Origin of the sequence: Lysinibacillus phoenicis (assembly GCF_047238325.1) — a bacterium.
In the GTDB taxonomy this organism is placed as follows: Bacteria; Bacillota; Bacilli; order Bacillales_A; family Planococcaceae; genus Lysinibacillus; species Lysinibacillus irui.
Genome location: NZ_JBDFMP010000002.1, coordinates 3,686,213 through 3,705,581, shown reverse-complemented (window position 1 = coordinate 3,705,581; position 19,369 = coordinate 3,686,213). Strand labels below are relative to the sequence as shown.

The window sequence follows — 19,369 nt, the reverse complement described above, 5'->3', positions numbered from 1 at the left end:
AATGCGGGAAGGCACAATTGCTGTCTTCCTGCATTTATAATTCAATGAAAATGTGTTTTCGATGCCAATTGAAAAATATAATATTTTCAGGGTAACAAGAAATTTGTGAATCAGTCTTAATACCATATACTGGAAATTGTTCTTTAGGAATTTGTTTAGAAATACAAATCTTACCTTTTTCATCAAAAGATATAAAACCTCTATCGAACAACGCATCATGATTACAACATAGTAAAATTCCATTATAAGGATTTAACCTTTCTTTGTCAGAGCAATCCCTCCAAGGTTTTGCATGACTTGCCCGTAATAAAGCTGCTATTTTCACATCACATAATGCACATTTGTGATTCCATAATTGTACTAATATTTTTTTAAATTTCTCCTGTCCGATACGGATTTTTCGTTTAGCTTCAGCTTCAGTTTCTTTCACAATACCGAGTAACTGATTTTGTTTTGAATCCCCTAATGAATCAAACTTATAATCTCGTATTTCAGTTAAATTCTCTTCACTAATTAAATCTAAAATTTTGATTGTTAACTCTTCATTGCAAGGATATAAATATCCCAGATTTCCAGAACCATTTTGTTGAAATGGTGAGTACCTTAGAGGCAAAAATCCCTTTATTTCAGAAAAGTGCTTTCTAATTGATAGTGGATATTCAAGTCTAAAGTATCTTAACTTTACAATGAAACCTATATCAACACCTTGTTCAAATGAATTTATATACTCTGGCTTTTTACCTTCTTCGCAATCTGAAACGGCCACACTAACAGCTACTATTTCTCCTTTTAAATAATGGAATATTCGGTCACCATATTTGACCTCATTCATCCTTAACCATGAGTGAGGAATATTACCATTTTTATCTTTCTGAGGCGCCCAAATTATCCCCTTTTGTTTCTCAATATCATAAGTTTGTCCTTGCATCACAATGAAATATTTCAAATTAAAGCCTCCATTAACTATCTTATATTTTTAAAAGTATTAAGTATTCGCTCTCTTTAACGATCAATATATATTGCAGCTGCTAAAGTAACTTCTCCTCGATATGTATACTGATTTGGCTTCATTACTTCAAAAAAGTGAACCTAACTCCAATAATGGTGATTGTTTCATATACTTCCATTGTACTATAAAAAAGAATATCGTTACGTTATGGTAGGGTTACAAACTTATAAACACTTTAAACCGTTGAATACCCCATGTTATATACATTTTACTAAGGCTGTTACTAAAAAGAATGTATATAAACTTCGTGTAATCATAGTTTTTATTTATATATTATTCACATGAATAGGCCCTAGCACCTTATAAAATGATAGAGCCTGATTTTATATTAGGAGGTAATAGGTTATGAAAAATTACGAGTTTAAATCTACTATCCAAGACGGGGACTTAACGATTAAATCTCAACCAGCAAAACGTGTTCACATTGTTCAAGTCAAACTTGTACGTGAAAAATCAATGCTTTATAAGGAACGCAGAATTCGTTCACCTCATGATGCTTATCAATTAATACAAGAATTTTTAGGTGATCTCGATCGTGAACATTTTGTCGTTCTATGCCTAGACACAAAAAATCAACCTACATGTATCCAAACTGTTCACATTGGTAGTCTCAACTCAAGTATTGTTCATCCTCGTGAGGTACTGAAATCTGCTTTATTAAGTAACTCTGCATCAATAATAGTTGGTCATAATCATCCTAGTAATGTAAGTAACCCTAGCCCGGAAGACATTGAAGTAACTGAACGTCTTAAAGAAGCCAGTAAAATTTTAGGAATTGAGTTGTTAGACCATCTGATACTGTGCACAGATACTTTTACTTCATTAAAAGAAAAAGGTTATTTATAAAGGAGAGATCTTGATGAGGGAGATTATTATTCCAATACTGATTGCTATTGCTAAAGAAATTTTAGATACAGATTATAAACGGTACTAAATAAAAAAGGGCAAAATCGAAGATACGATATTTGCCCTTTTCTCATTCTTAAACTTATACTCAAACTTAAAACCATCAAAAATAATCGAAGCCGCAGCTAATGTTGCTTTATTCGAATTCAAGTCAAATGCAGCATCAATTAATGTGTTAAACTGCGCATACATCAACCGTGAACTGCCCTGTAAAAATTAAATTAGTGTCTAATTTTTACAGGGCATCAGATATTTTAGCTCAACATTTTTTCGCATTCTTTCTATATAATTCTTTATACAACATACCAAACATTTCAAACTCTTTACTACCTATTTTATACTCAACATCACTTAATTTCATAAAGTTTTTTAACAAGCTATCTTCGTAACTTGAATCATTGAGAAGATTTCTGTAAGTTACAAAAGCTGGGGCAATATTTGTAGGTAGCCCATAATCCTTAACTTTTGCACTATCCTTAAATATATTTTCTAATAACATTCTACATTCACTAAAAATCCGATTAAATTTTAATAATAGGTTTTCGTCATGTAAAACTTCCCCATAAAACTGTCCGCTATAAAATCTATTTCTTGTTGACAAACCTTCTAGATATAAAATTTCAACAAGCTTAGAAGAACTACTTATTTTTTTCCCTTGATCACTATTAAGTATCTGAACTAAATCTAAAAAATTTGTTGCCTCATTAAAACAGAATAAACTCAAAGATAAGTTATACCCTTCACACTTAGCCATCTCATACTTTTTTATTATCCGCGCAAAATTTCTGATTCTTTCTTGTGCCTCATTAAAAACCGGAAATTCAATAGGTTCTTTACTTCTAGTCCACCTTAATCCTAAAAAGCGCTGTGATAATATTTTCAAATCTTTCCCTTGTAATTTACTAGTAGCGTAAATTACAAAAAACAACCATTGATACTTTATTTTTGGAATTTGTAGATTAAGATTATTTATTTCATATACTTTATTTGGAACTTCATCAGGCCTCCAAAACCCTAACTGAACTCCATCCTCACGTATCATATCTTTAATGCGATTTTCTGTATAAAATAACTCCAAAAATACTTCACGGTATTTATCTCGATTAACTTTAACAGTAAAAAAATCTTGTAACTCGTCAACAGCGCTATTTAATAAACTCATTTTAATGTCTACGAAAAAATCATTTTCGTTAAAAGACTGTCCAATACTTCTCTCAAAAAAATTCAATAAATGAAATCCACAATCACCTTTAATCGTACTTTCTTCTTTATCTCGATACCACGAAAAATGTTCACCAATTTTATCGTCCTCATCATATTCTTTTGTAACAATACCCAAAAGATCCTCTCTAGTAAGTTCCATCTTCTTTACCACCGTTCAATTTGTTCTATGTAACTAACCTATATAACAATATTTAACACAAAACCTATATATATATCAAATAAGTTAGGAAGAAAGCTATTTGAACACATTGAACAGATTGAACGCAGACTTATATTCCAGATTCAATTCGAGACCAATATCATATAAATAGTAATTTCTTCTTCATCCCATGACCAACAAAAAAGTTCGCCAATTTTATCACTTCATCAAATTCTTTCGTAAGAATTTTCTAAAGATCCTCTTTAGTATGCACCATATTCTTCACTACCTTTCAAATTGTTCTAAGTAACCAACCTATATAACAATATTTAACACAATCCCCATACATATATAAAATAAGTTAGGAAGAAAGCTATTTGAACACATTGAACAGATTGAACGCAGACTTATATTCCAGATTTAATTCGAGACTTATATCATAAAAATTTAAAATGTCAATAAAAGCAAACTACATAATTCGAATTTTTATGTATTTAACTAAGGATGCTTTATAAATATCCTCAATTACACTAAAAGTAGAAGTTCAAAAAAATTTAGGAGGAATCATTAATGACAAACCAAAAAAAGAAAATACAGAAAAAATTCAGCGAAGTTCTTACCTGGAGTCAATCACCAAATAATGGGGCTTTGGCAATTTCATTTCAAGAGAATACAGTTTTAGTTAACGGAGTTAATACAAATTCAGTTAAACCACATTTAGCTGTTTTATATGCTTCGTTTGAGGGTAAAGAGACTTTTCAATATTGGACACCCATAAGCGAAAGCTCTAACGATCGAGTTGTTTTAGCTTTCAATCTAAAGAAAACTGACAACCCAATATTGTATACAATGAACTTACACCACACTAAAGATGAAGCATTAAAATTCGATAAAAAATATTCAATAAAGGATGATGATTTTATTTTGCTATATTGGGAAGTAGCGGACTTTTCATTCTTTTCAATGGTTTTTAAGGATCCTGGTTCAGATCAAACAATAATTGAATGTCAATTTAACATAAAATATTCAAGCAAAATATTTAACCGTAAACTATTAACTGCTATACTCCCTAAGAAATACGCACTAGAAATCGAAAAGATGCTCAATAAATCTGATAATAAAAAAATCTTAATTGGTGGTGTAGAAGAGGAAGATGAAGAACAAGAATAAAAATCTCAATAAATTTACCCCTAAGTCTATTACTGATTTTATTTTTGACGGAGAAACTCTATCCTTTCCGGAAGAGTTTCTACCTCCACCTAAATTTGATATTGAGTTAAATAGCTCAAATGTAATCGAAAATGTTTATTTTGGTGATCATGACATTAAAAATTCGACTTACAAAAAGAAATCTAATCCTATTTCAAATAATAATTTAGCTGCTATTTTAGCTGAGAATCACACATTTATAAAGTTTGAAGAAATGCTATATGTATGGGATGACGATTTATGCCATTACATTCATTTTTACAGTGAATATGCCGATCAATTTATACGGAGAAATACTCCAGTAAATTTCAAAAATAAAATAACATTAAACACAAACAAAGAAATCATTCAATGGATAAAAGCTGAGTTTTCAGAAGACATAGAAAGAAGTAAACAAATTACCTTTAGCGATGAATTGTTACTTTTCAAAAATGGCATTTTAAACCTTAGAACTAGTGAACTAATTACACCTAGTAGTAAATATTTCTTCACATCAGCGATTAATGGTAGTTACAAAAAATTTAAATTTGATTACAATACACATTTCGAAAGATTTATGGAAGATATTACTGCTGGGAATGAATTATTATACGCCCGGTTACAAGAACTTTTTGGTGCAGTAATTTCTAATACCAGATCTATAAAATATATTCCATATTTAGTAGGTGTAAAAGACTCGGGAAAAACTCTCACTTTAAAACTGCTTGAAAGTTTACTTGGTGAAAAATACTGTACTAATTTAAGCTTCGATCAATTAAATAAATCCGAATACTTAGCCGAGCTAATCGGAAAAAGATTAAATACATGCGCGGAAACTTCAGAACTAACATTAAACCGACTTGATATCCTAAAAAAGCTTTCTGGAAATGATCCGTTAATGGCTAGACCACTGTATGACTCGCCCATTAAATTTGTCAACAAAGCTTTATTAATTTTTGCTGGGAATCATCTACCTACTATTAGAAGCGCCGATAACTTAAATGCTTTTAGCAAAAGAATTGAAATCTTTCCATTTAATAACCCCACACCTAAGGAGAAACAAGATCCAGAATTACTAGAAAAATTGCTAAGTGAAAGAGATTATATTGTAAGCTGGGCAGTTATTGGTTGGCAACGTTGGTATTCGAATAATTTTAAGTTTACTACTTGTCAAGAGGTTATAACCCTGTCTGAAAACTATAGCAGACAAAGCAACTCAATTGATGCTTTTATAAAAGATAGCTGTATTTTTGACTCATCATTCAGAATCCATGGTCATGTGTTAGAAAAAGCATATCTGAATTACTGTGATGAAAATAATCTTTCTGCTGTATCTACTAAAAGTTTCAATCAGTATCTAAAATCTATTCCAAATCTAAATTACTCTAGGTTTAGACTAGCTAATGAAAATAAATACGGATATACGGGAATTAAATTACTAAAGTAGTCGTTAGGAGTTGGAATAATTGAATCGAAACGATGTTTACAACCTTTCCAAAGATTCATTAATCTTTGGAATAGAAAAAATACTAAACGATTACATTCCTAAAGAATGGTTATCTTTAAAAGAAGCTGCAAAATACGCTGGTGTTTCTTATAATACCTTTGTAAAATTCCGCCATAAAGGGTTAAAGGTGTGTGAAATTGAAGGGGTAAAACGAGTTTCAAAAAAAGAAATTAATCGCTTTCTGGAAGAATACAGCATTTAAATGCCGCGAGAGGATTTTTCATGAGTTAAATTATATATTATAACTGTGAGGATTAATCCTCTCCTTTATATCTTGCCCCCGCAACGATATTAGGAGGATTACTATGACCAAAAATAATTCTTCCCCCATTAAAAGTTACCAAAACAAAGATGGTAAAACTTTATATAAATTCCAAGTTTATTTAGGGGTGGATGAGCTTACAGGTAAAGCCCGCAGCACTACTCGCAGAGGTTTTAAAACGAAAAAAGAAGCAGAGCTTGCTTTAGCACGAATTAAACTTCAAGTCTCAGAAGGCACATACAAACAAAAAAGCGCGGAGACATACCAGGAAGTATACGATCTTTGGATTACTCAATATGAAAAAACAGTTGAAGAAAGTACGTTTGTTAAAACGGTCGGCTATTTCAAAAATCATATTCTACCTTCTATGGGAAATTACCGTATTGAAAAAATTACGATTGCTATTTGCCAAAAACACTATAATGAATGGGCTGCTAAAGTTCAAAAAGCACGTACAATTAAATCTTATGCAAAAAAGGTTTTAGACTTCGCTATTGTTCACGGCTTTATTCAATCGAACCCATTCACTCATGTTGAGATAAAAGTTATAAAAGCTTTTACTGAAATTGTAGAAGAAGACAACGAAAACTTTTATGCAAAAGATGAGCTAATTTCATTTCTTGAAAAAGCGAAAGAGTGCCTTAATTTCAAAGCATATGCTCTACTACGTTTGATTGCATATACCGGAATGCGAAAAAGTGAAGCATTAGCATTAACGTGGAATGATGTAAACATTGTAGAAAGTGAGCTTACAATAAATAAAGCAATCGGGCGTGGTAAACAAACAAAGCTTTATTTGAAAACAACTAAAACTGGTAAGCCACGTACAATTAAAATAGATGAAACAACCTTATCGATCTTGAAAGAATGGAATAAGCTCCAGAAGCAGCAATATATTCAACTAGGTATAAATACGCTGAAGAAAAATCAATTGATGTTTAGTAATACAAAAAATGAATATATTCAGCCTGTACAAGTGCAAAAATGGATGTATAGCGTACAAAACAAGTTTTCGTTAAAACGTGTTTCGCCTCATGGATTACGCCATACGCACTGTTCACTATTATTTGAAGCCGGTGCAAGTATTAAAGAAGTGCAAGATCGACTTGGTCATTCTGACGTAAAAACTACATTAGACATTTACACACACGTTACGAAAAAAGCCAAAGAAGGCGCAATTCAGAAGTTTGTTAATTATCTAGAGGGCTAAGTTTTGACTGAGTTCTGACTAGAAATTGACTAGATTTAAATGAAATTCAATGAAATTAAATGAAATTAAAAAAGTGCCAAAACCCTATAATACCATGGGTTTTGACACTCTATGAAATCATTTTATTTCTAAAAATGGAGACGGCGGGAGTCGAACCCGCGTCCAGAAACTCCAATACTTCAGCTTCTACGCGTGTAGTTTGTCCATTCGCAATTCGCGTAGCATTACTCTCCCAAAGCTTTATAGCCCGCCCCACACATGTAGTTTTAGCGATTTTCTCCACTAGGGAGTATTACATATTTACGAACTTGGTTCAAAGACCTTATTATAGTTATTCTACTCGGCTTCGCTCGAAGCTGCAACTTCAACTTGTGCCATTTCTTTTTCTCTCTTTTCTAAATCAACGAATTTTAAATATTTCATTCCGTCCTTAGTTGTTTGCATTCTTAAAACAGGTGTACCTGCTTGTTTTAATTTTTCAACTAAGCCATACTGCATAAGGTACGGTGCAACATTAAAGAAAATTAAATTTTCAATTTCAAGCATCCCTCTCTTATTTTCAATACCAACCGCCAAGCTTTTCCTTGCTCTAACAAACATATCGTGAACATTTGTTTTCAAGTCTTTTGATAACTCAGTTCCCTCTGTTCCTTTTGTAACGACAATCTTTATCCCTTCCAATATAGACCTTACTTCATCAAAAGGTAAACCATCTATCTCTCGCTCTTTTCGTTTTTGCTCTTGTAACTTCCCATTATCTTGTATCAACTTGTTGTATTTTTCTAATAAAGCAGCATACTTACCTTCTAATACATCAATTTGTTCAAGTTTTTCAATACTGCGTACGTCTCTTCCAGATACCCATCCAAAGAGTTCTGGATTACTTTCATACTCTTTCAATGATTCTAGCACAGTAATCTTAATGTCTTTCAGGTCAGAATAAAATTTACATATCTTAGAAAGAACATCCTTTTTAAATCCTTCATACAAAGTAGGATTTTTCCTTTCCATTGCAGATATACCTAAGTGCTTAACCTTCTCTTCAAGGTACTCATCACTAATAACTACTGCAAACCTTGGTTTCCCAATCTCACCAGCATAATTGTACTCCCAATGTGTATAGCTTAATCCTGTTTCCTCATCTATAGAACCATATCTCCCTCCTAGGATAAGCATATAAACGTCCGATTCATCAATCCACCTTTTAATAATCTCTTTTTGCGACTTATCATCTGATTTGAATAATTCCATTCCCGCAGGTATATGCCCTGCATTCAGTACAGATTCAACCGCTACTTGTCTTTCCTCTTTCAAATCCTCATAAGTTGAAGATATAAACACTTGTAGTTTCTTTTTCATAAGATACCTTCCCAATACTAGTAGTTATTACTATATTATCACAAAGAACCATTTAATTTACATAACGTGTAAAAGGGAAGGTTAGGGAACAAACGGGAACGAAAAGGGAACAATACAAACGTAAGCTGTATAACTACGGTTATGCTTGTAACGACAATCAGAGTAGGTTATAACTACTCTATTGTTTGTTTCATTAGACCCCACCCCGTGCCGAATGATTGACTTTAAGCGATAGATGATAGGGTAACGCTCGTTTGACGCGTGAGAAATTTTTGCAAATGTTTCAGACAGCTCCACTTTAAACCGCTTTTCTCTTAGCCTCGCTTCCTCCCCCAAGTCTAATCACACCATACTTAATTTATCTATTCATTATCATGTTATTTACTCTATTAACAATTCTTATAATTTGTATAGATAAATACAAAGGAGGTCGATTGCTCTATGTTTATGAGCGTTAAGCAAGTAGCAGAATTGTTTAATGTAAGTGAACTTACAGTCTATAGATGGGCTAAAAGTGGAAAAATCCCCAGCTTTAATGTTGGTGGCATTATTCGCTTTGAATACGATGAAATTATAGAGTACTTACGTAAAGGAGACAATAACAAATGACGTACACAGTAGAACAGGTAGCAAGAGTCATGGACAAGTTAAATATGGGCTTTACTACGAACGCAGCTAAACGATTAGTAGACAGTAAGTTAAAGAAAGTTGAACGTCCTAGCCACCACTACAATACTAGCTTTAATTACTTAGTAGACGTACAAAGCTTGGAAGAATATTTAATTAACGAATGTAGGCTAGATGCTAATTTAGTTCATTCAGCAGTATATGGAGGGAATCAGTAATGATTAGAGTAGAGCTAGCAAAAAGGATTATGGAGAAATTAGGTTACAGCAGTTCCATAATTCATCGAGCCATTAACGCCAAAGAGTTAGAAACTGTTTCGGACGATAGAATACTCAGTGATTATGAATATGCTATCACTAGAGACTCATTCCATGATTATCTTTATAAGCTTGGTTTAAGCGAGCGTGAGGTTAATTGCATTATGGAATATATCTAGTTAACGAAGTAGCCTTTTTTGCTACTATAACTGTGAGAAAGAGTACCTAAACCTAATAACGGTGTTAATGACACTAGATACAGCTATGGTATTACAGACAAGGAAAGTAACGAGGTTCTACCAGTGTAGGAGTTACTCCCCACTCCCTTACTGTTTACATATTGCCGCTCCTATTTTGCGTACTAGGAGCGGTCTACATAAACTAATAATATATCTGCTTTATCCGTGGTTTTTACTAGGAGAACACGTTAAAAACTAGCCCGCCTTACTAAGCGGTGATTCACCGTTGTGGGTGTTATTCCTTTCCCAGAACACACCGTCGTAGTAGCCTTTTGGCTAGGTGGCATAACAGAGTTATTTAGAATATACGTGGTAAAGCTACACCTGGGCACGTTAAATGTTATGAAGATACCTCAGAATTAGTATCGCCATCCCTTTTATAAGGGGTGGTTTGTTTCCTCGAATTAGTACCATTTAGTAAAAAAATATAGGAATAACAAATAAATCAAATAAAAGGGGGCTAGCAAAGCTAGCACCACCTGTTGTGAGTGAAGTGAAGCGAAACGAGCATCAGGTCAATACAATTAGACAGTAATCAAATTGTTTAACAGTGACTCCTCATTCATGCTCTTACTTTTTATCTATTACCCACTTATTACCAAGGTTCATATCAAAACTATAGGTACTCCCTTAAATCACTAGCAACTTCCTCAACATCTAAATCTAAGTACTGAGTTGTTACCGCTAAATCACTGTGTCCTAGGGCTTTACTGATTAAGGCAATACTTGCCCCCTTATCATGTAAACCCTTTGCGTATGCTCTTCTAATAGCGTGTGCATTGATATTCGATAGTCCAAATCGCTTTGAATACTTGTTTAATTGCTTAGATATAGCACAGTTTGAGGACTTACTCGTATTCATTGGTAAGCCGTTTTGTGTGATAAAGACATTGCGATTGTCTGTACCATAGTAAGAACGGATTCCTTCATTAAGCTTTAGAAGCATTTTAAGCATTTCGCACAGTTCTTCATCAAGTGGGAGCTTCAGGAATTTGTGATTCTTCAATGTAGAACCATCTAAGTTTAAAAACAGGCTTTCAAAGTCTATATGACGCTCTCTAAGCTCTCCTAGTGTACGAATACGAATCCCTGTCTTGTACATCAATTTAACGGCGGCGGCATCTCTAAAGCCTATAAAGGTAGTTTGGTCAATGAGTTCTAGGAGCTTATCAATGTCACTTTCCTTAGCCCCCTTCTTCACTTCCTTATCTATCTTGATATGGATATTACTCCAAAAACGGTCTTTAACCCATCCATTGTTATAGAACTTGCTTAGAACTGCTTTAATCGACTTTAAGCGTATCAATTTAGTGGCGGGGGTAACCTCTAGAACATCTAAATAGTGATAGAGCTTATCTAGGTTAATATCCTCCACATACTCGATACGACATACAGAAGCAAACTGTTCAAAGATATACGAGTAACTATCAATAGTACGTGGTCTATTCCCTGCTATTTGCATTTGCTGAAACACAGTTTTTAGAGCCGCTTCTAGTGTTAAAGCATCCTTTCTTTCATCTCTCTTCTTTGTAGGCATAACCACCATATCACCACTAACAGCGAATATGCCATGTTTACGTCCTTTAGACATGCAAAAACCTCCCAAAACGTAGTTTGAATTAGAAGGTCTAAGAGGCAAATTATAGTAAAAATATGTAGGGATAAGAAAAGGGATATTGCACAAGAGTTCAACTCCCGTTCAATATCCCTAGTCTTAAAATCGTTGATATGACTACGTTTGTAGCCACTTTATGTATGGAGACGGCGGGAGTCGAACCCGCGTCCAGAAACTCCAATACTTCAGCTTCTACGCGTGTAGTTTGCCTATTTACGATTCACGTAACATTATGCCGACAAACAGGCGTCCTGTACGCTAACCTGGAAATCTCTTGCCGATGACTCAGGTGGCACCATCGACCGTATCCCACTAAAGTTGGGCCCTACGTTCTCTACATGGGCGATAGAGAGGCAGAGCGCTTAAGAGCTTACGCTGCGAAAGCTAAGTTTTGTTGTTTGCCAGTTATTATATAACTGTCGTTGATGACGGAGCCGAGCCCTCCGACGCGCGACCAAAGCTTGAACCATCCCTGTCGAATCCGTAACGTCCCCGGATATAATCCGGTTATAAACCGTTCGGACAACGCTGCATAATGCAGGTTGTAAATGAACATCGTATGAGTAGATGCTCACTGGCATGTAGTACTATTATAAGATAAAGAGCTTAAAATATCAAGTAGAGACACTGAATAAGCTAGATCACCAACTAAAACATTCTTATTAGAAGCCAAGGAAATGCTGAACACCTCTACTTTTCTAACACTCTAGTTTATCGCGATTTTTTTTCCTTTGAAGCAGTCTTTCCTCTAAATTGCTTGTGCCGATTATAACGCCTGAAATAATAATTAAACTGCCTATAAATTGCTGAAGTGTAATGATTTCATGTAAAAATAAGGCCGCTCCAATTAGTGCGAATATGGTATTGAAATTCACAAAAATAGCGGATTCCGCTGCACCAATGTGTTTTATACATAAATTATATAGTGTATGTCCGATCGAAGTAGCTAAAATAGCAGACATGAAAAATACGAGCCATATGAACGGACTGAAGGATACAAATGCCCCGTAGCTTCGGAAGCTTGTAGCGAATGTGAAAATTAATAAGATGGATGAGCCAATAAGTAGCATCCAGCCTGTCATCAGCATAGGTGAAATGACTTCAGTGGCACGACGAATTGCGATAAAGCTAAATGCCTGCAAAAAGAATGACATAAACACGAGAAAATCACCTAGCTGTAAATTCGTTAGCTCGGTAATGTCGTCCACCACTGCGAATAGCACGCCAACTCCTCCAAGTGCAAAGCCAATTAATTTAGATTTTGTCATAACCGTGTCTTTAAATAGTACGGCAATGAGAGCCGTGAAAAGTGGACTTAGGCCACTAATAATGGCCGTTTTCATGGCTGTTGTTTGAACGATGCCATATGCTAAAAAGACGTGGTGACAAATGACGCCGAAAAAACAACCAATGAATATGTACTTAAATGGCATTCCTTTTACATAAAGCGGTTGCTTCGTTAGCTTTAAAATAATAAAAATCGTAAGAGCAGCAAGAAAAATGCGGGCCGTTTGTATCGTTAATGGATCGCCGTTGGAGACAATTACTTTCAGCCATGTAACATTCATTCCCCAAAGAAACATAACGAAAACTAAAATGGAATAAACCTTTGCATTTGCCAAGTCATCACCTCCTGTTTTATTCGAGCGCATGATAAGAAGTCTCATTATCTTCTACGTTCTATGGGACAGGCTATCACCTGCAGCAAGACCCAAATTGAAATTCTGCCTCAATAAAGGAAGATTTATAAAAAGTCTAATCGACTATTCATAAGAAAGTAGGCTGTCAGGAAAGACATCGCCTTCCAAACAGCCTACCATACTTCATACCCCTCGTTAAGCAGTCCTCACCTTTTGATAAATGTATGTTCCATCTTTCATTTCATCAAGCTGTACGAGGTCACCGATTTGTACACTTTCTTGAATGCGCACTGTTAGCTTGGCTGTTGAATCCTTTAGCTGTACTAGTGCCACGGTATACGGTGCCAAATGGGCGTACTCTGCGGGTGCAATGTGAATGACCGTAAAGCTATACACGGTTCCCTCATCTGGGACTTCTCGTTCGTTTTTGATTTCTTGGCGGCAAGTGCTGCAATACACTTTTTTCGTTACTGACTCCACACCACAGCATTCATAAACTTTCATCTGCTACACCCTTTCTAATATGTGGACAACCGAATAAGAACCAGTGCCACCTAAATTTTGTGCAAGTGCTAGTCGTGGTCGTTTTTCGAGCTGGTTTGGTGCATGTCCGCGTAATTGCAGTACTAATTGGTAAAACTGCGCCACACCTGTTGCGCCAATAGGATGTCCTCTCGATAAAAGACCTCCGCTTGTATTAACAGGCTTTTCTCCGTTCACGCGCGTTTTCCCTTGCTCAATAGCTAGCCAGCCTTCTAATTTCGGGAAAAAACCGAGCTCTTCAATGGCGAGCATTTCAGTCATCGAGAAGCAATCGTGAATTTCCACAACATCTATATCCTCAGGACCAACCCCTGCTTTTTCATAGGCTTGCTGACCTGATATACGAATAGCTGGTAATGATAATAAATCAATAGCATCCTGCATCATCGTCGGTCCTGAAGCTTGTGCTGAAGCTACTATTTTAATATCCGATGGCTTACGAGATAACACTACTGCTGCTGCTCCATCTGTAATCGGTGAACAATCGAATAAGCCAAGTGGATCGGTAATCATGCGTGCGTTCATTATTTCTTCGAGTGTTGCTGGTTTTTGGAATTGGGCTAGTGGATTTTGTAATGCATTTTCACGGTTTTTTAACGCTAATTTTGCTAAATGGGATTTATTTGCACCTGTCTCATGAAAGTAGCGGTTTGCGACTACGCCAAAAAATCCTGGGAAGGTTAGACCCGCATAACGTTCGTTTGTCGTCTGATCCATTGCAGAGTTAATAAATTGCGTTACAGTGGCGGTTGGCGCATGCTTCATTTTTTCTACACCGACAACTAAAACGCTTTCATATTCGCCACTTAAAATACCTAAAATACCTTGTCGTAACGCAATACCACCTGATGCACAGGCGCCCTCTAATTTAGCTGTAGGAATAGGACCGAGCCCCAAGTCATTTGCTACAATCGCGCCTAGAATCTCTTGATTGACTAAGCTACCTCCCATGTAGTTGCCAACAAAAACCGCATCAATTTTTAGGTCTCTTGCCTCATCTAGTGCCTCCCGACTAGCAGTGAGCATTAAATCCTTCAATGAAGCATTTTCATTGTTACCGAACTTCGTCATGCTTACACTATGAACATATACGGTCATTGTGTCACCTCCATATGCATTTTTACTAGCTCGCGTTTTAAAATCTTTCCGTAGGAGCTTTTTGGTAGGGACTCTACTACGAAAATTTCCTTTGGCTTTTTAAAGCTTGCTAAATGTTGCTGGCAAAGCTCGATTAAGGCATCCTTCTCAATTTCTCCACGCCCGTTTGGCACGACATATGCGACAATGGATTCGCCCCATTTGTCATCTGGAATACCAATTACACATGTTTCCTTGACGAATTCATGCTTGTTTAACACTTCCTCTACTTCTCGAGGATAGATATTAACGCCACCTGAAATAATGACCTCCTTCTTGCGGTCAACGATATATAGGTAGCCATGCTCATCTAGTTTGCCTAAATCGCCTGTATGAAGCCAGCCGTCACGCAATGTTTCTGCTGTCGCCTTTTCGTTATTCCAATAGCCTTGCATAATAAGCGGACCCTTTGCTGTAATTTCACCTATTTCTCCTACTGGACATTCATTGCCCTCAGCATCCACGATTTTCACATCAACAAATGGTCCAACTCTACCACATGAATCAAGTCTAGATGGTAAATCCTCGCGTGGCATCATAGAAATGCACATCGGCCCTTCTACTTGACCATAGGTTTCTACAAATTTTGTCCCTACTTTATCTAGTGCCTCTTGTAACTTTGCAGCAGCAATGGGTGAACCTGCCATATTAATCGATTTAATGGTACGAAGCTTCTGTGGGTTGAACTGCTCGTGCTGAATCATTAGGTTGACCATCGTTGGTACTAGGAAAATGATTGAAATACGGTCCCTCTCTAATAAATGAACAAATTGCTCTGGCTCAAATTTATCGTAGACAACTTGTGTTAAGCCATAGAGCCATGCCACGTGACTTAAAAAGTTTGCCCCGTGTGTGAGTGGTGCAACGTGACCGAGCATATCTTTATAATCAACCTCACACGCCATTGCTAATGACAGAGCTCCACTGACCATATTGCGATGTGATAGCATAACGCCCTTCGGATTACCTGTCGTTCCAGAAGTATACATAATGGCCATTGTATCATTCTCATCTACTTCATTTTCATGGGACTGGCCTTTAAATTGTTTCACTACTTGCTCATACGGTTCTCCACAATTAAGAATTGGAAAATCAATTTGCATCGGATCAATTAATGACTTTTCACCAATAATCAGACTCATACCTGAATCCTTCACCTGATAATTATGCTCTTTCGGATGCAAGCGGTAATTCAGCGGTACTTTAATAAGACCATATAAAGAAACAGCTACATCTAGCTCTATATGCTCTAATCGATTGGACATTAAGATACCTACGCGCTCTCCCTTTTGTAAGTTCAGGCTTTTAAAATATGCTGTTAGTGCATAGGCACGTTCCATTAATTCAGCATAGGAAATCGCACGGTTTTTGAATTTAACTGCTATTTTATCTGGATACGCTCGAGCTGATTTCAGTGCTAGTTGGCCAATTGTACTCATTTATCTTTCCCCCCTATTCATCAAAATGAAAAATTAGAACCCCAAATTGGTCATCCTTTCGTCTTTTCGGTATGGCCTCTTTTAATGGATAGAGTATAAATTCGACTGTGATAGCGATTTCATTTTCTCCTTCAAGAAAATGACCACCAGAAAAATGTTGATCACAATCCACAAAAGATCCATGGAAATGAATATCTAAATCATTCGTCTCCATATCTATCCCAATAAAGCCTAAACCTGAAATAAGTTCGACCGGAGATGTTGTTTGCCGTTTTGGTGAATAAACGATGGTCCCCTGCTTTTCACCTCGCTGAACTTGGACATAGGTCGCCTGCTTTAAGGACCCCATGCATTGAAACTGCCCGCCCCTGACACCAAAGTGATTGCAAATCTCTTTCATCCCTGTAAATAAATCCGTTCCTGCTTTCAATCTGCCGATAATTCTATCCGTAGGTCGGTCATACAAAGCTTGCCACCGAGAATTATCCAATACTAATCCCTCCATCTACCTTTAACACCTGAGCAGTCGCATAGCTAGCCTCCCTAGATGCAAAGTATAAGACAGCACTTGCAATATCATCAGGTGTACCAATACGCTTAATAACCTGCTGATCTAAATTGTATGGAACCCCCGTTGTAATAGCTGTTAAGGTTGCGCCTGGTGCAACGGAGTTACAAGTAATATTGAAAGGTCCCAGCTCCTTTGCTACCCATTTCGTTAGGGCAATTACCCCGCCTTTCGATGCTGCATACGCTGGGCCTGAGCGACCTGTACCATCCTCACCAGATGTAACACCACCGTTTATGCCCGATACTGAGCTAATATTAATAATGCGACCATATTGTGCATCCTTCATATGTGGGTACACACATGCCTGTGTAAACATAAATGTTGCCTTTAAGTTCGTATCCAGATCACGTGACCAGTCCTCAAATGTCATCGTTTCAATATTTTTGCGACTACATGTACCAGCATTGTTCACCAAAATATGAATCTCTCCATATTTTTCTACTGTTCGGTTGACTGTTGCTTTGACAAATTCCGCATCGCGAATATCCCCCAAACACTCTAAATAGCTATCATGTGCTAGTTTTTCAATTGTTGCCTCACATGAATTTAAGTCAACTAATACAACATGTACCCCTTGCTTTGAAAGCTGAACTGCAACTGCCTGTCCAATACCACTTGCCGCTCCTGTAACAATCGCTACATCATCTTTTAATGTCATAATCATTTCCCCTTTGCTACTTAATATTTAATAAATCTGGTAAAAATGTTGATAGAGAAGGTATATACGTTACAAGTAATAAGACGATAATCGAAGCAACAATAAACGGCACGACCCCTTTTGAAATTTGAATAATATTAGTCTTTGACATACTTGCGGCAACATATAAATTTAACCCGACAGGTGGTGTAAATAAGCCGATTGCTAAGTTAATCGTCATGAACACGCCAAATACAGCCGGATCTACATCGAGCATTAACATAATCGGAAGTAATATCGGAACGAAAATATAAAATGCTGAAATGGCATCAATAAATGCACCTGCAATTAATAAAATAATGTTGACTAGTAGTAAAATAATGATTTTATTATCTGTTAAACCTAAAACCGTATTTGAAATAGTTGAGGCAATTTGCTCTGTTGTGACAATATAGGCAAAGACAGAGGCTGCACTTACGATAATCATCACAACAGCTGTTTGTAACGCCGATTCAATAAAAATACGGTACATCATTTTTATGTAGCCTTTTCGGTGAATGAACAGTCCTACAACTAATCCATATACAACAGCAATTACTGCCGCTTCTGTTGGTGTGAAAAAGCCACCATAAATTCCACCTAAAATAATAACAGGAATCATTAATCCAGGAAGTGCTTTAATAAATGCTTCCCACCGTTCTTTTCCTGTGCTTTTTTTCATAGCTGCTTCTACAGAGTCATTAAAAATACCCTTTTGAATATCACGTTTGCGGACATACATCCCAGCGATAAATAAACCGATCCCTACTAAAATACCTGGTATAACCCCAGCCATAAAAAGTCGATTAATCGTAATAGGGATTTGATCGCCTGCTACGACTGCAAAAATAATGAAGGCGATCGATGGGGGAATAATAATGCCAATTGCACCAGCACTCGCCACTAATCCTCCAGCAGTTTCTTTGCGGTAGCCGTTTTTCACCATTGCCGGAATTAAAATACCTCCAATTGCAGCAACTGTTGCGGGGCCAGACCCTGAAATAGCAGCAAAGAAAATCGCGACTAATACAGTTACAAGTACAATGCCACCTTTTCGATGCCCTACTAATGTTTGTGCAAAGTCAATTAAACGCTTGGAGATTCCAATATGGTCCATAATGACACCCGCTAAAATAAAGAATGGAATCGCTAATAGCGTAAACTTAGCTACACTTGTATACATAATATCCGTTAATGCTTCAAATCCTGATAGCCCTTGTGATGTAAATAGGACTACCATTGAAGCTACTGCTAAGGACGCAGCAATGGGTACCCTTAAAAATACGAGCACGATAAAGGAGCCAAAAAGTAATAATGCTGTCATACTAGCTCATCCCCTTTCGCTCCATTCTCTTCATTACTTACCGCTTTATATTCTTCGACCATCGCTTGAACTGTACGAATTAAACATAGTAATGCACCTAATGGTAAGGCAGAAGATAAAATCCACTGCGGCATACCTAAGGCCGGTGTCGTTTGATTAATCTGCATTTGGAACAATACCATATCCATTCCGTAATAAAGCAATACTGCAAACAATACACCACTTGCTAAAGATGAAATAATTACAATCGCCTTTTTTGTCAGCTTATTCCCTTTATCGAACAACAAGGTAAAACCAAGGTGAGCGTATCTACGCACACCTAAGGCTGTACCAACAAATGTCAGTAATACTAACAGATTAACTGTGATTTCCTCTGTAAACGAAAGGGATAAATTGACTACATTGCGAGAAACAATGTTTACAAATGTAATAAATGTAATCGCAGCAAATGTAACGCTTAATACAATCTCTTCAAAGTAGTCTAAGAACTTCATATG

20 protein-coding genes and 1 other RNA gene are annotated in these 19,369 nt (G+C 36.3%); 8 read left to right on the top strand and 13 right to left on the bottom strand.

The annotated features are described in order from the left end of the window. Window positions 1-34: 34 nt before the first annotated feature. Entirely contained in the window at window positions 35-946 is a 912-nt protein-coding gene (locus ABC382_RS20030) for an HNH endonuclease (protein WP_412927050.1), read from the bottom strand. Window positions 947-1,354: 408 nt separating this feature from the next. On the opposite strand from ABC382_RS20030, the gene ABC382_RS20025 reads away from it, so the two are divergent. Continuing rightward, complete coding sequence (locus ABC382_RS20025; RefSeq protein ID WP_412927049.1) at window positions 1,355-1,855, top strand: JAB domain-containing protein; 501 nt, start codon at window positions 1,355-1,357, stop codon at window positions 1,853-1,855. Window positions 1,856-2,174: 319 nt separating this feature from the next. Here the strand turns inward: ABC382_RS20025 and ABC382_RS20020 are convergent, their stop codons facing one another. Beyond that, window positions 2,175-3,278, bottom strand: coding sequence for a hypothetical protein (locus ABC382_RS20020; protein WP_412927048.1), 1,104 nt, complete (start codon window positions 3,276-3,278; stop codon window positions 2,175-2,177). Window positions 3,279-3,848: 570 nt separating this feature from the next. On the opposite strand from ABC382_RS20020, the gene ABC382_RS20015 reads away from it, so the two are divergent. The 4 genes from ABC382_RS20015 to ABC382_RS20000 all read left to right on the top strand — a co-directional run bounded on the left by ABC382_RS20015 (window position 3,849) and on the right by ABC382_RS20000 (window position 7,445). Beyond that, complete coding sequence (locus ABC382_RS20015) at window positions 3,849-4,448, top strand: hypothetical protein (protein WP_412927047.1); 600 nt, start codon at window positions 3,849-3,851, stop codon at window positions 4,446-4,448. Next, window positions 4,432-5,913: a DNA primase family protein gene (locus ABC382_RS20010; RefSeq protein ID WP_412927046.1), complete on the top strand. Its 1,482-nt coding sequence runs from the start codon at window positions 4,432-4,434 to the stop codon at window positions 5,911-5,913. Before ABC382_RS20015 ends, ABC382_RS20010 begins: the two co-directional genes overlap by 17 nt. A 19-nt stretch (window positions 5,914-5,932) precedes the next feature. Further along, window positions 5,933-6,175, top strand: a complete 243-nt coding sequence (locus tag ABC382_RS20005; RefSeq protein WP_412927045.1) for a helix-turn-helix domain-containing protein — start codon at window positions 5,933-5,935, stop codon at window positions 6,173-6,175. A gap of 103 nt (window positions 6,176-6,278) precedes the next feature. Then, window positions 6,279-7,445 (top strand): site-specific integrase, encoded by a 1,167-nt coding sequence (locus tag ABC382_RS20000; protein ID WP_412927044.1) that lies wholly within the window; start codon window positions 6,279-6,281, stop codon window positions 7,443-7,445. Between the two features lie 336 nt (window positions 7,446-7,781). Here the strand turns inward: ABC382_RS20000 and ABC382_RS19995 are convergent, their stop codons facing one another. Further along, the gene (locus ABC382_RS19995; RefSeq protein WP_412927043.1) at window positions 7,782-8,804 is read right to left on the bottom strand and encodes a DUF4062 domain-containing protein; all 1,023 of its coding nucleotides are present in this window, start codon (window positions 8,802-8,804) and stop codon (window positions 7,782-7,784) included. Window positions 8,805-9,245: 441 nt separating this feature from the next. Between ABC382_RS19995 and ABC382_RS19990 the strand changes: the two genes are divergently transcribed. The 3 genes from ABC382_RS19990 to ABC382_RS19980 are packed head-to-tail and all read left to right on the top strand — an operon-like array spanning window position 9,246 to window position 9,867. Further along, window positions 9,246-9,413 carry a helix-turn-helix domain-containing protein gene (locus tag ABC382_RS19990; RefSeq protein ID WP_412927042.1) on the top strand — a complete coding sequence of 56 codons (168 nt, stop codon included), beginning with the start codon at window positions 9,246-9,248 and terminating at the stop codon, window positions 9,411-9,413. Beyond that, window positions 9,410-9,649, top strand: a complete 240-nt coding sequence (locus ABC382_RS19985; RefSeq protein ID WP_412927041.1) for a hypothetical protein — start codon at window positions 9,410-9,412, stop codon at window positions 9,647-9,649. Before ABC382_RS19990 ends, ABC382_RS19985 begins: the two co-directional genes overlap by 4 nt. Further along, window positions 9,649-9,867, top strand: a complete 219-nt coding sequence (locus ABC382_RS19980) for a hypothetical protein (protein WP_103976110.1) — start codon at window positions 9,649-9,651, stop codon at window positions 9,865-9,867. The genes ABC382_RS19985 and ABC382_RS19980 overlap by 1 nt, the downstream gene beginning before the upstream one ends. A gap of 676 nt (window positions 9,868-10,543) precedes the next feature. Here the strand turns inward: ABC382_RS19980 and ABC382_RS19975 are convergent. The 10 genes from ABC382_RS19975 to ABC382_RS19930 all read right to left on the bottom strand — a co-directional run bounded on the left by ABC382_RS19975 (window position 10,544) and on the right by ABC382_RS19930 (window position 19,366). Then, window positions 10,544-11,518 (bottom strand): tyrosine-type recombinase/integrase, encoded by a 975-nt coding sequence (locus ABC382_RS19975; protein ID WP_412927040.1) that lies wholly within the window; start codon window positions 11,516-11,518, stop codon window positions 10,544-10,546. A gap of 162 nt (window positions 11,519-11,680) precedes the next feature. Continuing rightward, window positions 11,681-12,036, bottom strand: a transfer-messenger RNA (tmRNA) gene (ssrA, locus tag ABC382_RS19970). 204 nt (window positions 12,037-12,240) lie between these two features. Next, window positions 12,241-13,164 (bottom strand): DMT family transporter, encoded by a 924-nt coding sequence (locus tag ABC382_RS19965; protein ID WP_322611104.1) that lies wholly within the window; start codon window positions 13,162-13,164, stop codon window positions 12,241-12,243. A 213-nt stretch (window positions 13,165-13,377) separates the two neighbouring features. After that, window positions 13,378-13,686: a Zn-ribbon domain-containing OB-fold protein gene (locus ABC382_RS19960; RefSeq protein ID WP_322611105.1), complete on the bottom strand. Its 309-nt coding sequence runs from the start codon at window positions 13,684-13,686 to the stop codon at window positions 13,378-13,380. Between the two features lie 3 nt (window positions 13,687-13,689). Further along, window positions 13,690-14,823 carry a thiolase C-terminal domain-containing protein gene (locus ABC382_RS19955; RefSeq protein ID WP_322605846.1) on the bottom strand — a complete coding sequence of 378 codons (1,134 nt, stop codon included), beginning with the start codon at window positions 14,821-14,823 and terminating at the stop codon, window positions 13,690-13,692. Continuing rightward, window positions 14,820-16,301, bottom strand: a complete 1,482-nt coding sequence (locus ABC382_RS19950; protein ID WP_322611107.1) for a class I adenylate-forming enzyme family protein — start codon at window positions 16,299-16,301, stop codon at window positions 14,820-14,822. Before ABC382_RS19950 ends, ABC382_RS19955 begins: the two co-directional genes overlap by 4 nt. 13 nt (window positions 16,302-16,314) lie before the next feature. Then, entirely contained in the window at window positions 16,315-16,791 is a 477-nt protein-coding gene (locus tag ABC382_RS19945) for a PCC domain-containing protein (protein ID WP_312505969.1), read from the bottom strand. After that, window positions 16,784-17,530, bottom strand: a complete 747-nt coding sequence (locus ABC382_RS19940; protein ID WP_312505971.1) for an SDR family NAD(P)-dependent oxidoreductase — start codon at window positions 17,528-17,530, stop codon at window positions 16,784-16,786. Before ABC382_RS19940 ends, ABC382_RS19945 begins: the two co-directional genes overlap by 8 nt. Before the next feature lie 16 nt (window positions 17,531-17,546). Then, the gene (locus ABC382_RS19935) at window positions 17,547-18,872 is read right to left on the bottom strand and encodes a TRAP transporter large permease (RefSeq protein ID WP_274794352.1); all 1,326 of its coding nucleotides are present in this window, start codon (window positions 18,870-18,872) and stop codon (window positions 17,547-17,549) included. Continuing rightward, a complete protein-coding gene (locus ABC382_RS19930; protein ID WP_312505974.1) occupies window positions 18,869-19,366 on the bottom strand; it encodes a TRAP transporter small permease in 498 nt (165 codons plus the stop codon). Before ABC382_RS19930 ends, ABC382_RS19935 begins: the two co-directional genes overlap by 4 nt. Between the last annotated feature and the right edge of the window lie 3 nt (window positions 19,367-19,369).

Excerpts from the sequence above, each read along its gene's own strand:
- ABC382_RS19930 (WP_312505974.1), bottom strand. The coding sequence starts at position 19,366 with ATGAAGTTCTTAGACTACTTTGAAGAGATTGTATTAAGCGTTACATTT.
- ABC382_RS19935 (WP_274794352.1), bottom strand. The coding sequence starts at position 18,872 with ATGACAGCATTATTACTTTTTGGCTCCTTTATCGTGCTCGTATTTTTA.
- ABC382_RS19955 (WP_322605846.1), bottom strand. The coding sequence starts at position 14,823 with ATGACCGTATATGTTCATAGTGTAAGCATGACGAAGTTCGGTAACAAT.
- ABC382_RS19980 (WP_103976110.1), top strand. The coding sequence starts at position 9,649 with ATGATTAGAGTAGAGCTAGCAAAAAGGATTATGGAGAAATTAGGTTAC.
- ABC382_RS20000 (WP_412927044.1), top strand. The coding sequence starts at position 6,279 with ATGACCAAAAATAATTCTTCCCCCATTAAAAGTTACCAAAACAAAGAT.
- ABC382_RS19990 (WP_412927042.1), top strand. The coding sequence starts at position 9,246 with ATGTTTATGAGCGTTAAGCAAGTAGCAGAATTGTTTAATGTAAGTGAA.
- ABC382_RS19975 (WP_412927040.1), bottom strand. The coding sequence starts at position 11,518 with ATGTCTAAAGGACGTAAACATGGCATATTCGCTGTTAGTGGTGATATG.
- ABC382_RS20025 (WP_412927049.1), top strand. The coding sequence starts at position 1,355 with ATGAAAAATTACGAGTTTAAATCTACTATCCAAGACGGGGACTTAACG.
- ABC382_RS19950 (WP_322611107.1), bottom strand. The coding sequence starts at position 16,301 with ATGAGTACAATTGGCCAACTAGCACTGAAATCAGCTCGAGCGTATCCA.
- ABC382_RS20015 (WP_412927047.1), top strand. The coding sequence starts at position 3,849 with ATGACAAACCAAAAAAAGAAAATACAGAAAAAATTCAGCGAAGTTCTT.
- ABC382_RS19995 (WP_412927043.1), bottom strand. The coding sequence starts at position 8,804 with ATGAAAAAGAAACTACAAGTGTTTATATCTTCAACTTATGAGGATTTG.
- ABC382_RS19985 (WP_412927041.1), top strand. The coding sequence starts at position 9,410 with ATGACGTACACAGTAGAACAGGTAGCAAGAGTCATGGACAAGTTAAAT.
- ABC382_RS19940 (WP_312505971.1), bottom strand. The coding sequence starts at position 17,530 with ATGACATTAAAAGATGATGTAGCGATTGTTACAGGAGCGGCAAGTGGT.
- ABC382_RS20020 (WP_412927048.1), bottom strand. The coding sequence starts at position 3,278 with ATGGAACTTACTAGAGAGGATCTTTTGGGTATTGTTACAAAAGAATAT.
- ABC382_RS20010 (WP_412927046.1), top strand. The coding sequence starts at position 4,432 with ATGAAGAACAAGAATAAAAATCTCAATAAATTTACCCCTAAGTCTATT.
- ABC382_RS19960 (WP_322611105.1), bottom strand. The coding sequence starts at position 13,686 with ATGAAAGTTTATGAATGCTGTGGTGTGGAGTCAGTAACGAAAAAAGTG.